General features: G+C 41.0%; 15 protein-coding genes. 3 read left to right on the top strand and 12 right to left on the bottom strand.

Going from position 1 to position 12945, the window contains the following annotated elements; translation table 11 throughout:
- Nucleotides 1–26 precede the first annotated feature (26 nt).
- Nucleotides 27–866 carry a CLCA_X family protein gene (locus tag QNM16_RS05680; protein WP_417709384.1) on the bottom strand — a complete coding sequence of 280 codons (840 nt, stop codon included), beginning with the start codon at nucleotides 864–866 and terminating at the stop codon, nucleotides 27–29.
- Nucleotides 805–1410, bottom strand: a complete 606-nt coding sequence (locus QNM16_RS05675; protein ID WP_284019584.1) for a tRNA-uridine aminocarboxypropyltransferase — start codon at nucleotides 1408–1410, stop codon at nucleotides 805–807. The genes QNM16_RS05680 and QNM16_RS05675 overlap by 62 nt, the downstream gene beginning before the upstream one ends.
- A gap of 129 nt (nucleotides 1411–1539) precedes the next feature.
- On the opposite strand from QNM16_RS05675, the gene QNM16_RS05670 reads away from it, so the two are divergent.
- Together QNM16_RS05670 and QNM16_RS05665 are read left to right on the top strand one after the other, a co-directional pair.
- Nucleotides 1540–1887 carry an Hpt domain-containing protein gene (locus QNM16_RS05670; protein ID WP_284019583.1) on the top strand — a complete coding sequence of 116 codons (348 nt, stop codon included), beginning with the start codon at nucleotides 1540–1542 and terminating at the stop codon, nucleotides 1885–1887.
- A 146-nt stretch (nucleotides 1888–2033) separates the two neighbouring features.
- Nucleotides 2034–3248, top strand: a complete 1215-nt coding sequence (locus tag QNM16_RS05665; RefSeq protein WP_284019582.1) for a pyridoxal phosphate-dependent aminotransferase — start codon at nucleotides 2034–2036, stop codon at nucleotides 3246–3248.
- A gap of 19 nt (nucleotides 3249–3267) precedes the next feature.
- Here the strand turns inward: QNM16_RS05665 and QNM16_RS05660 are convergent, their stop codons facing one another.
- From QNM16_RS05660 to QNM16_RS05630, 7 genes are all read right to left on the bottom strand, one after another.
- Nucleotides 3268–3942, bottom strand: coding sequence for a M15 family metallopeptidase (locus QNM16_RS05660; protein WP_284019581.1), 675 nt, complete (start codon nucleotides 3940–3942; stop codon nucleotides 3268–3270).
- Nucleotides 3942–5090: a succinyl-diaminopimelate desuccinylase gene (gene dapE / locus QNM16_RS05655; RefSeq protein ID WP_284019580.1), complete on the bottom strand. Its 1149-nt coding sequence runs from the start codon at nucleotides 5088–5090 to the stop codon at nucleotides 3942–3944. Before dapE ends, QNM16_RS05660 begins: the two co-directional genes overlap by 1 nt.
- Nucleotides 5087–5434, bottom strand: coding sequence for an ArsC family reductase (locus tag QNM16_RS05650; RefSeq protein ID WP_284019579.1), 348 nt, complete (start codon nucleotides 5432–5434; stop codon nucleotides 5087–5089). The genes dapE and QNM16_RS05650 overlap by 4 nt, the downstream gene beginning before the upstream one ends.
- On the bottom strand, nucleotides 5431–5937 hold the full coding sequence (locus QNM16_RS05645) for a PTS glucose transporter subunit IIA (protein WP_284019578.1): 507 nt from the start codon (nucleotides 5935–5937) through the stop codon (nucleotides 5431–5433). Before QNM16_RS05645 ends, QNM16_RS05650 begins: the two co-directional genes overlap by 4 nt.
- Complete coding sequence (locus QNM16_RS05640) at nucleotides 5937–6317, bottom strand: ACT domain-containing protein (RefSeq protein ID WP_284019577.1); 381 nt, start codon at nucleotides 6315–6317, stop codon at nucleotides 5937–5939. The genes QNM16_RS05645 and QNM16_RS05640 overlap by 1 nt, the downstream gene beginning before the upstream one ends.
- 116 nt (nucleotides 6318–6433) lie before the next feature.
- Nucleotides 6434–8578, bottom strand: a complete 2145-nt coding sequence (gene pta / locus QNM16_RS05635; protein WP_284019576.1) for a phosphate acetyltransferase — start codon at nucleotides 8576–8578, stop codon at nucleotides 6434–6436.
- Nucleotides 8579–8580: 2 nt separating this feature from the next.
- Nucleotides 8581–9780, bottom strand: a complete 1200-nt coding sequence (locus QNM16_RS05630; protein ID WP_284019575.1) for an acetate kinase — start codon at nucleotides 9778–9780, stop codon at nucleotides 8581–8583.
- A gap of 152 nt (nucleotides 9781–9932) precedes the next feature.
- Between QNM16_RS05630 and yfbV the strand changes: the two genes are divergently transcribed.
- On the top strand, nucleotides 9933–10379 hold the full coding sequence (gene yfbV / locus QNM16_RS05625) for a terminus macrodomain insulation protein YfbV (protein ID WP_284019892.1): 447 nt from the start codon (nucleotides 9933–9935) through the stop codon (nucleotides 10377–10379).
- 65 nt (nucleotides 10380–10444) lie between these two features.
- On the opposite strand, the gene rlmA is transcribed toward yfbV, so the two are convergent.
- Genes rlmA through xthA form a run of 3 tightly spaced genes read right to left on the bottom strand, consistent with a single transcriptional unit; the run spans nucleotide 10445 to nucleotide 12719 of the window.
- The gene (gene rlmA / locus QNM16_RS05620) at nucleotides 10445–11248 is read right to left on the bottom strand and encodes a 23S rRNA (guanine(745)-N(1))-methyltransferase (RefSeq protein WP_284019574.1); all 804 of its coding nucleotides are present in this window, start codon (nucleotides 11246–11248) and stop codon (nucleotides 10445–10447) included.
- On the bottom strand, nucleotides 11245–11868 hold the full coding sequence (locus QNM16_RS05615; RefSeq protein WP_284019573.1) for a hypothetical protein: 624 nt from the start codon (nucleotides 11866–11868) through the stop codon (nucleotides 11245–11247). The genes rlmA and QNM16_RS05615 overlap by 4 nt, the downstream gene beginning before the upstream one ends.
- A gap of 41 nt (nucleotides 11869–11909) precedes the next feature.
- Nucleotides 11910–12719, bottom strand: a complete 810-nt coding sequence (xthA, locus tag QNM16_RS05610) for an exodeoxyribonuclease III (RefSeq protein WP_284019572.1) — start codon at nucleotides 12717–12719, stop codon at nucleotides 11910–11912.
- Nucleotides 12720–12945 lie beyond the last annotated feature (226 nt).

Below are 12945 nucleotides of genomic sequence, written 5' to 3'. Positions count from 1 at the left end.
TCAATTGGCTGGATGATTATATTTAATTAATTGACTTGGCAGTGTAATGCGTGGCCTAGTGAATGAAAGTAGCGTTCAATATTTTTAGCTATTGGCTGTATTTCTTCAGCGTTTGGAAACCCACCGGCTCGCTCAAGTTTCGAGTTTATAACGTCACAAACTAAGAATTCATTTTTAATGCTAGGTTGGTTGGCAACAAAGTATTCGAAGGCACGAGCAGAAAGCTCTTGTGGCAAACTGTAATAGAGCTGTTGTGCTTGCCTGTCTAACTGAATACCCCTTTGAAAAAAAGCACTTGGCTTGTTGCCATCATTACTGAGTAAAATACTTTTATAGACTTGATCCAGCAGTTGATTAAGAGGATGGGTAGTATCTGGTGGCTGCGTTAGCCAGAGCGATGAAGCAAAGTCGTTGGCCTTGTTAAACACAAACAAGTGCTTACAGATATAGTGATCAAATGCATGCCACCACTCATGAGCAAGTGCGCCACCTCCGGCATTTTTTGCAAGCGCTAATGTCCTAGTAGATGGTGCGTAGTGAGCCTGTACACCCTTTTGTCCGCCACTACCAAACGCGAGATTCAAAGTACCTCTCAGACCAATAGCGAAGGGAGGAAGAGAGAGTATTTGGGCCAGATCAGCCAATGAGTCATAGATTAAATTGGCACTTAGGTGTTGTTCTTCTTTGGTAACCCAATTCCCTAAAGTAATAGTTTTAAAACCAAATGTTGTTTTTAATTCGTCAAAACAAACTTGGTCGCCAAACCGATAATCAGGTCCAGTGCGCTTATAATGCCTGTGTAATCTAGTGCTCTTCATTGAGGTATCGTTGTTTAACGTCTGCGGGCATAAACTTTGTCTGCTCATGTATCATACCTGTGAGCAAGTCATGCAGCGGTTTCACGTTTAATGATTCGTAACAGGATAGGAAATGTGCGCACGCTTCTAGGGTTGATAAACTGTAAGATTGTTCGGCTTTTCTAATCGAATACTTATTCTCTGGTAACTGTGAAAACGAGACTTTTTGAAGATCATTTAACCAAGGGTTTAGCATGGCAATTTTATTTACTTTTTTCCAAGTGCCGTCCAATACGAAAAGTGCGTCTATCGGGTTTACATTTTTATCAATATTTTCGATCGGAATTGCATTTTCGCCAGGGAATAGCAATGCACAATGACTTGAAGACGCAATTTTTTGTGGGGTTAAAAAATCAGACGGGTGCTCACCTTCGTATGCTTGTATGTTATCTAATTGAAGGTTTAATAGCCTAACTGTATTTTTTGCTACAGATACTTCACTTGGGTGCTGCAATACAATAAGCGTCGTTTTATTGTTAATCACAGGACTTACATAGTGACAAACACATGTTTTAATCGAAAAATGGCAAATATTGCAGGTACTTCTTTTCATATAGGCTTGGAACAGGTTACATTGAGATATATCTTAACATAATTTATAGTTGCCTTTGCTCTTGTTGATACTCTTAGCTAGCATATAGTTATAAGTAGGTATACAGGCAATAGACAATAAAGGACTTTTATGGATACTAAAATTGATGAAACTTGCTTGGAAAACATGCAGTCACTGCTTGGTGAGCAATTTAATGATACGTTAGAGTTTTGTCTAAGCGAATTTGATCGTCTGGCAAACGAAGTTAAGGCCACGATTGATGATGATTTAGAGGCTGCAACAAGAAATGCGCATAGCCTTAAATCAAATGCGGCACAGTTTGGCGCAATGAGTTTAGCTGATGTTGCTAGGACCATTGAAATGTCATTAGTCGAGAACAATGTAGAGCATGCTAAAACGCAGGTAAGTGTTCTATGTTCGGAGGTAGATGCTTCTAAAGCACTATTACAGAGGTGGTTGACGTCCAGTGTAAAATGAGGCGTTCAGCTTATTAAGAACTCAACTGAAGCAATCATAAATAGACTTATTGGCTGTAAAAACAATTCTGTTAAATAATCCCGCAATTGACTCTTTCAAAACCCCTCATTCATCGTTATGCTAAGTTTGGATTGAGGGGGATATTCATGAATAAAATAAATAAAAGCAATAAATTAAATGGGGTGTGTTACGACATTCGTGGACCAGTTTTGTCACAAGCGCAAAAAATGGAAGACGAGGGTGTAAAGGTATTAAAGCTTAATATTGGTAATCCTGCGGCTTTTGGTTTTGATATGCCTGAAGATATGCATAGGGATATCATCAGAAATTTGCGAGACGGGCAGGGTTATTGTGACTCAAAAGGCTTGTACTCTGCACGGGTCGCAGTCTATCAATACTATCAGCAGAAAAATTTTCCTAATATTAGTGTCGATAACATCTTTATTGGTAACGGAGTGAGTGAGCTGATCCAAATGGTAACGCAAGCGTTATTGAATGACGGCGATGAGGTATTGATCCCAGCTCCTGACTATCCGCTTTGGACGGCATCTGTAAAATTAGCTGGTGGTGCGCCTGTGCACTATATGTGTGATGAATGCGCAGATTGGTTCCCTGATATTGCTGATATCAAAGATAAAATTACTAGCAAGACTAAAGCACTAGTGTTAATTAATCCGAATAACCCAACGGGTGCTGTGTATGGTAAGGCGCTATTAGAAGAGCTTATAGAGATCGCAAGAGAGCATAAGTTACTTATTTTAAGTGACGAAATTTATGAAAAAGTCTTGTTCGACGATACGGAGCACTTTTCGATAGGTTCGTTATGTGATGACTTACCTGTGATCACGTTTAATGGGCTGGCTAAAACTTATCGAGCTGCAGGCCTTCGAATGGGTTGGATGGTAGCAAGTGGTAAAATTTCTGTTATGCGTGACTTACTTGAAGGCTTAAACATGCTTGCTTCTATGCGTTTATGTGCCAATGTACCAGCACAATTTGCGATACAGCAAGCGCTAGGCGGAGTACAATCGATTGATGATTTACTACTGCCGGGAGGTCGATTGTATGAGCAGCGAAATATTGCATGGCAAGGTCTTAATGATATTCAAGGAATATCTTGTGTGAAGCCCAAAGGTGCTTTATACGCATTTGCGAAAGTCGATACAAAACATTTTAATGTTAAGAATGATGAGTTAATGGTACTTGACCTACTAAGAGAAGAAAAAATATTACTTGTTCATGGCCGAGCTTTTAATTGGCCTTCCCCTGATCACTTTAGGCTAGTCTTCTTGCCTCATAAAGATGAACTCGAACCTGCATTGCAGTCTATGCAGCGTTTTTTTGATCACTATAGGCAATAGGATTTGGACTGAAGGGCATTTAGCCCTTTGCGATATTGGTAATAAACTGAGAATATAATTTTGGTAGATTTGCTAATATCGCTTCTTTTCCCAAAACATCTCGCTCAGTGATCACTTGCTCGATCGTGTTTAGTGATACATGTTTCTCTAATATATGTGCGGTCTCCAGATGGCTGATATGCCAAGGCTCAGCAGCAACTCCGCCTCTGTATGTATCGTACGGCTTAAAAAATCCGAATAGTGGCATTGATGCATCAAGCCAGCATGAAAATTCATCAAATGGGCCACCTGATTGATACTCCCAAGGTTCAAGCTGTAAAGACTCTCCAGAACCTAGACAGTTACTGGCGTATACATCCAGATCACTGCCAAAATGATGCCGGCTTGTTCCTGGCAGAGCTGAAAACAGCATTATCGCCTCGACAATTTTTTCGTCACTCAGAGAAGTAATATCAACAGGTGAGTTATTTTTATCCAGAATAGGGCGTTTGCCACTAAATTTAGCATTCCAAATTATGGCTTGACGCTGGAAATCTCTATGTGCTGATGCAATTGAAAATGCAAATCCAGCTGCTTTGGCTGCTTTATTAAGGGCATCTAAGTCCTTGATTACCTCTTTGTGGACAAATTTATCTTGATACTCAACTAAATGAGATAAGTCTAATCCAAGTGCTTGAAGCGCAACGTTATTCATTACGCTTTTACCAAGAGCTTTTCAAGAATAGATTCGTAGATGAGCGCTAAATCGTCTAGAGATTTGGCACAAACTTGTTCGTCTACTTGGTGGATTGTCTTATTCACAGGGCCAAGTTCAATGACTTTGCAACCTGTTTGTGCGATAAATCGACCGTCAGATGTACCGCCTGTTGTTTCAGGGTTTGCTTCTATACCGGTGACTTCTTTGATAGCGTCTAACGTAACGTTGAGTAGCTCACCAGGCTCGGTCAAAAAGGGTAAGCCATTTACTGTCCAGCTAAGTTCATAATCTAGATCGTGCGCTTTTAATATCGAATTTACGCCATCTTGTAGCTGCTCTACAGTGGATTCTGTACTGAATCTGAAGTTGAACTGCACATCAACAGTACCAGGGATGACATTGCCAGCCCCTGTACCACCGTTAATATTTGAAATTTGAAAACTGGTAGCAGGGAAAAACGCGTTGCCCGTATCCCATTCTTTATTGCTCAGCTCAGTAAGTGCTGGTGCGACATCATGAATTGGGTTTTTAGCAAGGTGGGGATAAGCGACATGGCCTTGAATGCCTTTCACGGTTAAATAGCCAGTTAAGGAACCTCTGCGACCATTTTTGACTACATCGCCTAATGTTTCTCTAGATGAAGGCTCACCTACAAGGCACATATCTATTTTTTCATTACGCGCTTCAAGTAAATCGACGACCTTGGTGGTCCCATTTATAAATGGCCCTTCTTCGTCTGATGTGATTAAAAAGCTGATCGAGCCTTGATGGTTCGGATGCTTGGAAACAAATCGCTCGGTCGCAACAACCATAGCGGCGAGCGACCCCTTCATGTCAGCTGCACCTCTGCCATGTAAAATGCCGTCTTCAACCAACCCAGCAAATGGAGGATGACGCCAGTCTTTTTCGTCGCCAATTGGTACGACATCCGTATGTCCAGCAAAGCAAAAATGGGGGCTCTGGCTGCCTTTTCTCGCCCATGTATTTAGAGTATCAGTGAAAAATAGCTCTTCAATTTTAAACCCTAGCTTTTCAAGACGGCTGTTCATTAAGTTTTGGCATCCGGCATCTTCAGGTGTGACTGATTGACGTTGGATCAGTGCTGAGGCAAGTTCAAGAACTTCGCTAAGTTGGCTTTGGCTCATTTAAAAATCTCTTGATATTGGGCTGCTTTGAAGCCAATGTGTAGCTCAGTGTCAACTTGTAAAATAGGACGCTTGATCATCGCAGGTGCGTCGAGCATGTATTGCTTTGCAGATGCTTCATCCAACGTTTGCTTTTGCTCGTCGCTAAGGGCTCTGTAAGTAGTACCACGTTTATTTAATACTGTTTCCCATCCAAGCTTTGCGACAAAGCTGTCTAGCAGTGCAGGTGTTAAACCGTCTTTTCGGTAATCATGAAAAGCAAACTCGATATTTTGCTCTTGAAGGAACTTTTTTGCTTTTTTAATTGTGTCACAATTAGGAATACCGTATAAAACTATGCTCATAATTTACTAGCTCTTGATAATGTTATTAGCGGATCTTTGCCCGCGTTGACTTGATTTAGCGGATAATAACACGGGCCTAATTTATCTGCATTGAGAATTATGAGAGTGCCAGTAATAGGCAAATCTTGTGGAATATCAAAGTAGCAGAGAATATCGCCAGTGATGATGTGTTTTTGCCCAACAGAGTGTTTAATGAGGTTTTCCATTTTCCGGTATTCATTAGGAATACTGAGGTGAAGTAGTAAATGCAATCCAGACTCTGCACGGATCACAAATTCACATCCTTGTTGACCAACCTTTATTATTTTGCCATTGCAGGGTGACATCATCAGTGCTTGGTTCATTTTTACACAAACGCCGCTTCCAATCATGCCAGTTGAAAACAATGATAAAGGATGGTTCGTCAATGGAAAAACTTTTCCAGTAAACGGGCTGGCAATATGTAACAGGGGATTGGCAATTTGCGTTATTGGTGCGTAATTAATGGGTTTAGAAAATATCATTAAACAAAAAGGTAACCGTCTTTTCTGAGTGCTTGAATTGCATTATTAAGCTGCTGTTCTTTAACTAGAATATAATCTGTGTCGTATGTTGAAATGGAAAATATAGACACATTTGCACCAGCAAGAACTCCAGATATGTTAGACATGATCCCGGTTAATGAGAAACCCAAAGGACCGATAATTTCAATAGCTCTCCAGTAAGGCTCTGCGGCGAAGCTATCTACTTTGATGTCTGAAGGGCAAACGATTGATAATTCTTCAGTTGTTTTAGCAATAAAAAAGATATTAGATTTGAGCACATTACTAGGAATGCTCTCATCACTATCTAGGCTATGAATCGTAAAGTCTTGTTGTAGTATTTGTAGCGTTTGTTTTGACATACTTGCGCTCTAACTGCATCGACTCTTTCATATTATAGGCAAGCAAAAGGAAAAGAAACCTTTTTATTTAGGGAGTAGAGATTGCCTACTCCCTTGATAGCGTTAAGAAAGGCTATTTATGTGCGTTGAGCCGCTTGGATAGCCGTCAATGCAATCGTATAAACGATATCATCAACCAGTGCACCGCGACTTAAGTCATTTACAGGCTTTCTCATCCCTTGAAGCATAGGGCCAATACTAATGAGCTCCGCGCTTCGCTGTACTGCTTTGTATGTTGTATTACCCGTGTTTAGATCAGGAAATACAAATACAGTTGCTTTACCTGCTACTTTACTATTTGGCGCCTTTTTACGCGCGACGTTTTCCATAATCGCTGCGTCATATTGTAATGGGCCATCAATATCTAAATCTGGGCGTTTTTGCTGTGCTAACTCCGTTGCTTCTCTTACTTTATCAACATCGGCTCCTTGGCCCGAAGTCCCTGTACTGTAGCTAATCATCGCAACTTTTGGTTCGATACCAAATGCAGCTGCTGAATCAGCAGATTGAATAGCGATATCAGCCAATTGCTCAGCAGTAGGATCTGGGTTAATTGCACAGTCGCCATAAACGAGTACTTGATCCGGTAACAACATGAAAAACACAGAACTGACCAAAGAAGAGTCTGGTGCAGTTTTGATCAACTGAAGAGGTGGACGAATGGTATTTGCAGTTGTATTGACTGCACCAGATACAAGCCCATCTACTTCATTCTCAGCTAACATCATGGTACCAAGTACGACGTTGTCTTGCAGTTGTTCAGCAGCGACGACTTCAGTTAGCCCTTTGTTCTTACGCAGTTCAACCATAGGTGAAATATACTTATCAACCGCTTGGCTTGGGTCAACAATGGTGATGTTTTCGTTTAACACTACACCTCGTTGCGCTGCAATACGTTGGATCTCTTCATTATCACCAAGTAAGACCGTTTTCGCGATGCCTCGCTCACCACAAATTGCTGCCGCTTTGATTGTGCGTGGTTCATTGCCCTCTGGTAATACAATGGTTTTGTTTGCTCTACGTGCTTGATCCGTCAGCATGAATCTAAATGCCGGTGGCGAGAGCTTTCTGGTGCGAGCAACACCTTGAGATAAACTATCTAGCCAATCTGGGTCGATATGATCAGCGTTGTGTTGCTTCACCTTATCAATGCGTTGTTCATCGTCCGCAGGTACTTCCATATTGAAGTTATGCAGTAATAACGATGTTCTCCATGTATCTGCTTCGGTTGCAAGGATTGGCAAGCCGGTATTCATTGCTTGCTCGCACAGTTCCATGATTCTCGGCTCAGGCTTGAAGCCACCAGTCAGTAGAATTGCCCCCAATTTAGTACCATTCATCGCAGATAAGCATGCGGCAACCAAAATATCTGAACGGTCACCAGGAGTCACCAGAAGAGCACCAGGTGTAAAGTGGTTTAGTATGTTGGACACTGTACGAGCACAAAATGTAACGCGGCGAAGACGTCTGTGAGCCATATCACCTTCATTAATGACTTCGGCTTGTAGATATTCACTTAGATCTCTAACTCGTGGTGCAACAAGATCGAAATCCCAAGGGATAGCGCCAAGCAACATAAACGGATGTTTGCGGAAGATTGGCAATGAAGCCAAACGGTTCATCTCGTTTTCAAGTTGTTCTGGTTCATGTTGGTCAACCAAATCAGCGCGAGCACGTCCATCTTCATCTAGCGGCGCGTTCACCTTATTGAAAATACAACCTAATACTCTTGCATGGTCTATCCCACCATAGTTGCCTGAGGCGATCTCTAAACGGTCTTCAAGTTGGTCGTTGGTGTCGTTGCCTGGTGTTAAGACAAACACGATATCTGCGCCTAATGTTTGGGCTATTTCTCGGTTTACACGACCAGCGTAGGGTTGCTTACGTGTTGGCACCATACCTTCAATGATGGCGACTTCATCATCTTGTACGCTGCTTTCAAAGCGCTCAACGATTTCCTCTAGCAAATCGTCGCCTTTACCATCACCAATCATTTGCTCTGCATAATGCAGTTCAAAAGGTGTAGGGGGCTCAATTGATGAACCTTGCTTGATGATTAAAGTCGACTTTTCTGGACCGACATCAGCATTTCGAGGCTGAGCAATCGGTTTGAAAAAGTTAACTTTCACTGCTTTTTGCTCTAAAGCTCGTACTAAACCGACAGAAACAGATGTTAAACCAACCCCAGTTGAGATTGGAATAAGCATGATCCTACGACCCATAATTATTGCTCCCCAGCAAGTGTTGCCGCATCTTGTGCAATAACAAGCTCTTCATTAGTTGGTATAACCATAGCGATAGGCTTAGACGAGCCTTCCGTGATTACGCCTTCGCTGCCAAATCGTGCTGCTAAGTTTCGCTCATTGTTTAAGTTGAAGCCTAGGAAGCTTAACTGGTTGACAACACTTGCGCGGATCACATCAGAGTTTTCACCGATACCACCAGTAAATACTAAGGCATCAATCCCACCAAGCGGTACAGCAAAACTTGCAATTTGCTTTGCAAGTCGGAAGCAGAATATGTCTAAAGCTAGTTTTGCTTTTTCATGACCTTGAGAAGCACTTTCTTCGATTGTGCGGCAGTCGTTTGACAGCTCACTAATGCCAAGTAAACCACTTTCTTTATTCAATAAAGTGTCGATCTGTGCTGCAGAATAACCAAGCTGGTTAACTAGGTAGGCAAATAAGCCTGGATCAATATCACCGCTTCGTGTGCCCATTACAAGGCCCTCTAAAGGTGTTAAGCCCATGCTGGTATCTACTGATTTGCCATCTTTAACGGCACAAACAGAGCATCCGTTACCAAGGTGCGCAGTAACAATTTTAGAAGATTGCTCACCCAAGCCTAATTGTTCGATGGCTTGTGCCGATACGTAGTAATGACTGGTTCCGTGGAAACCATAGCGTCTAATACTGTGTTTTTCGTACAACTCATATGGCAATGCATATAAAAATGCGGTTGCATCCATTGTTTGATGGAAAGCAGTGTCAAAAACAGCAATTTGAGGGAGTGTTGAAAACGCTTCCGTAGCGGCTTCAATACCCAGTAAGTTAGCTGGGTTGTGCAAAGGTGCAAGTGTTGCTGTTTGCTTGATTGCTTCAAGCACTGTGTCGTCTATAAGTGCTGATTTGGTGAAATGTTCACCACCATGCACAACGCGGTGTCCAACAGCAACAAGCTGTTGATCGAGCTTTAACGACTTTACCAGTTCAACCAGTTTGTTTATGGCGACTTCGTGGGCATCGCCATTTGACAGAGAAATAATGTGCTTTTGGCCATTAACTTTATATTTGATTTGAGGTGATTCTTCACCTAAGCGTTCCGCTAACCCGGATAAATGCTCTTTTGCAGAGCTCGAGTCTATGATTGCAAATTTGAGGCTAGAGCTGCCACAATTGAGGACCAAAACATGCGACGATGACATAATGACTTTCCGTTTTGACAATAAGAGTAGTTGCGTATTAAGCTAAATGATGACGTTCATTCAGCATTACACTTAATACTAAGGTATAATTGACATGAATGACCGTAATTTTACCTTATTTTTTTGAGAAAAGTTAGCACCTAGGAGTTATGATGCAGAAAAGTCTTATTTCACAAGTGCAACTGGGCCGACAATATGCCAAAGAGTGGCCAATGCGTAAGGAACTCGCGCCTTTATTTCCCGAGTTTAGAGTGATTAGGGCTACGGATCTGGCTTTACAGACGATGCCAATTTTAGCGATGTTTACTGTTTTTTTTCAAACAAGCTTGCTTGGGATGGAATATTTACCTCAATCAATAGCGATTGCATTGTTTTTTCTAACGCTGCCAGTACAAGGGTTGCTATGGTTAGGAAAGCGATGTGAGACGTCATTAACCCCTGCCTTGAACTCTTGGTATCGAGATCTATATCAAAAAATGGTTGCCAATGGTTATCAAGGGGACATTTGTACTCGAAAGCCAACTTATCGTGAGCTGGCCAAATTGCTTAGTGATATGTTTGACAAGATGGATAAAGCTTTCACTAAAGAAAACCTTTAAAAGCTGCGTGTTGGGAAGTCAATTAGGCCCACTATTTATGATAATGGGCCAATTTATATTGAAGTTCAGACTTTTTGATACTGTGTGACCAAAAATGAAAATGTAATATCATGAACGTCTTTGCGAGAGAGCTCTTCGTAGTGAGAAGCTTTAAATTTCCATGCAAAAGGCGTCATTTGAATTAAGTGTTCAACAATATCAGTCGCGACTGCCTGATTATCTTCAACCAATGTTTGTTCAATCACTTCAAAGCCTTGTGGACAATCCGGGGCTTCATGTAAGTGCACGTTATCATAAATTTTTTGTTTTAGTTCAAACAAATGCTTGGGGCCAGGTCCAACAACGATGAGTGTACCATCGTCTTGCAACAAACGAGCAGATTCTTGTGCAAATACTGGTGCGAAGATACTTAATACCACATTTGCTTGTTTGTCCTTAAATGGTGCGTCTTTACTTGAAGCGACGCTAAAGTGTGGTTTCTCATAACGTTTTGCTGCATATTTTACAGCAGGTTTACTGATATCTAATCCATACACTTGGGTCGAATCTGGCATTTGAGCCGCGATTGCGTGAGTGTAGAAACCTTCTCCACAACCAAGGTCTATCACGACATTAGGAGCTTTATTTGTGATAAGCGCTGCAAGAGATTGCTGTAAAAAGTGGTAGTGACTTGTAGCAAAAAATGCACGTCTGGCCTGAACCATATCGAGGTTATCGCCTGGTTGCTTAGAGCGTTTAAACTGTACAGGCAATAAATTGATATAGCCTTCTTTTGCAAAGTCGAATTGATGACGGTTGATGCAGCCCAGTGTATTGTTTGTCTGTGTTAATGCCTCTGAGCAAATAGGGCAGCGGTAATCTATTGTCATCTATCTAAATATTCCTGGTCATAAAAAGTCCTAACCCAATTAGGACGATAAGTGATCATTAATGTGATGGCCATGCCATTTAACATGGCTTCAGGGAACCACATGATCACTGAGTAAAACATATAGTTGTATTGCAGCGTTTGCCAGTCGTATAGGCCTAGGGTCCAATAGTAAACGCTGGTAATTAGTATTTTACAGGCAGCAACAACGCCTGCGCAAATAAATGCGCATACAAAAATATATATAAAAAAATGTTTTGGTAGGTATTGGTAGCAAATAACAAAAAGACCATAACTGATGTAGACAGGAATAATCCCTGTTAATAACCAAAACGAGAAAAAATCAACGGGTGTTTTGGCAAAGGCGAAGTGGAGTAAGGAAGCCAATAGTGTGCTGATTAAAGATAGTCGCCAGCCAAGCACCAAAGTAACTGTTGTTATGGCCAATATATGAATATCCAAATAGGGTAGGATCCCCGCTTGTATTTTCCATAAAATAGCCATAACAAGCGCACAACATAATACACCTGTTTGTCTTTGCGGTGTTTTGAGTAGTGTTAATAGTTGTGTTTTATCAAAACTAACTACAAATGCGAACAAAGAAAACAGTATAGTTGCCATAAAATGTTACCTGTCATTATTAGGGCAAACTATCTCTGTGCTTAAATATCGAAAGTAGCCCAAATCGGCGCGTGATCTGAAGGCTTTTCAATACCTCTAAGCTCATAATCAATATCACTTTCTGTACAGGTTGCCATTAAGCTCTCTGTTGCAAGCACTACATCAATTCGCAGCCCTCTATTATCGTTAAAGCCTTTAGAGCGATAATCAAACCATGAGTATTTCTCTTGAGCATCAGGTGTCAGCTCTCTAAAGGTGTCTTTTAATCCCCAATCCATCAGTGTTTTTAGCCACTCACGCTCTTCTGGCTGGAATGAGCATTTACCGGTTTTTAGCCAGCGTTTCATATTTGGTTCGCCAATACCGATATCACTGTCTGTAGGTGAGATATTAATATCGCCCATAACGACAAGATTAGCCTCTGGAGATTCATTGTTATTGAGGTGAGTCATTAAATCTTTATAAAATTGACGTTTATATGGGAATTTAGTCTCATGACTGATGTTATCGCCTTGTGGAAAATAGCCGTTCATAATAGTGACTTCTTTCCCATTCTCGCTTTCGAAAACACCCGTGATCATACGTTTCTGCGCTTCTTCAGTATCTGTCGCAAAACCCTTCAGAATAGATTTTGCTGGTTTCTTTGAAAGTAAAGCAACGCCATAGTGGGCTTTTTGGCCATGAAAATAAACGTTGTAACCCATGGCTTCTACATCGTCGATAGGGAATGCTTCATCATGGACTTTTATTTCTTGAAGTCCAATTACATCTGGCTGATGTTTGTCGATAACTGCTTGGAGTTGGTGAAGTCTTGCTCTAAGACCATTGATATTGAAAGAGATAATTTTCATATTTGAGAATCATTTTTAAATAAAAAAGAGTTTAACACTTTTGCCGGTAAGATAGTTGAAAAGTTTACAGATCCTCATGTCTTGTTTGTTAATTTTTTAGATCGGTTTGCATAGTTAAAGCGATGTGATTATGAATATGTTAATTGATCATTAAATGTTCAAAAAAGTTTGTTTTTATCATTTACAGCGTAATTTTTGGTTATATAATGCGCAGCAATTCGTTCAT

Source organism: Pseudoalteromonas umbrosa (genome assembly GCF_030125375.1).
Lineage (GTDB): Bacteria > Pseudomonadota > Gammaproteobacteria > Enterobacterales > Alteromonadaceae > Pseudoalteromonas > Pseudoalteromonas umbrosa.
The sequence above is the reverse complement of the archived record's forward strand: the minus strand, read 5'-3'. Positions and strand labels throughout refer to the sequence as shown.

What these genes read in the sequence shown, in the direction of transcription:
- QNM16_RS05680 (WP_417709384.1), bottom strand. Translation starts at nt 866, where the DNA reads ATGAGCAGACAAAGTTTATGCCCGCAGACGTTAAACAACGATACCTCA.
- QNM16_RS05675 (WP_284019584.1), bottom strand. Translation starts at nt 1,410, where the DNA reads ATGAAAAGAAGTACCTGCAATATTTGCCATTTTTCGATTAAAACATGT.
- QNM16_RS05670 (WP_284019583.1), top strand. Translation starts at nt 1,540, where the DNA reads ATGGATACTAAAATTGATGAAACTTGCTTGGAAAACATGCAGTCACTG.
- QNM16_RS05665 (WP_284019582.1), top strand. Translation starts at nt 2,034, where the DNA reads ATGAATAAAATAAATAAAAGCAATAAATTAAATGGGGTGTGTTACGAC.
- QNM16_RS05660 (WP_284019581.1), bottom strand. Translation starts at nt 3,942, where the DNA reads ATGAATAACGTTGCGCTTCAAGCACTTGGATTAGACTTATCTCATTTA.
- dapE (WP_284019580.1), bottom strand. Translation starts at nt 5,090, where the DNA reads ATGAGCCAAAGCCAACTTAGCGAAGTTCTTGAACTTGCCTCAGCACTG.
- QNM16_RS05650 (WP_284019579.1), bottom strand. Translation starts at nt 5,434, where the DNA reads ATGAGCATAGTTTTATACGGTATTCCTAATTGTGACACAATTAAAAAA.
- QNM16_RS05645 (WP_284019578.1), bottom strand. Translation starts at nt 5,937, where the DNA reads ATGATATTTTCTAAACCCATTAATTACGCACCAATAACGCAAATTGCC.
- QNM16_RS05640 (WP_284019577.1), bottom strand. Translation starts at nt 6,317, where the DNA reads ATGTCAAAACAAACGCTACAAATACTACAACAAGACTTTACGATTCAT.
- pta (WP_284019576.1), bottom strand. Translation starts at nt 8,578, where the DNA reads ATGGGTCGTAGGATCATGCTTATTCCAATCTCAACTGGGGTTGGTTTA.
- QNM16_RS05630 (WP_284019575.1), bottom strand. Translation starts at nt 9,780, where the DNA reads ATGTCATCGTCGCATGTTTTGGTCCTCAATTGTGGCAGCTCTAGCCTC.
- yfbV (WP_284019892.1), top strand. Translation starts at nt 9,933, where the DNA reads ATGCAGAAAAGTCTTATTTCACAAGTGCAACTGGGCCGACAATATGCC.
- rlmA (WP_284019574.1), bottom strand. Translation starts at nt 11,248, where the DNA reads ATGACAATAGATTACCGCTGCCCTATTTGCTCAGAGGCATTAACACAG.
- QNM16_RS05615 (WP_284019573.1), bottom strand. Translation starts at nt 11,868, where the DNA reads ATGGCAACTATACTGTTTTCTTTGTTCGCATTTGTAGTTAGTTTTGAT.
- xthA (WP_284019572.1), bottom strand. Translation starts at nt 12,719, where the DNA reads ATGAAAATTATCTCTTTCAATATCAATGGTCTTAGAGCAAGACTTCAC.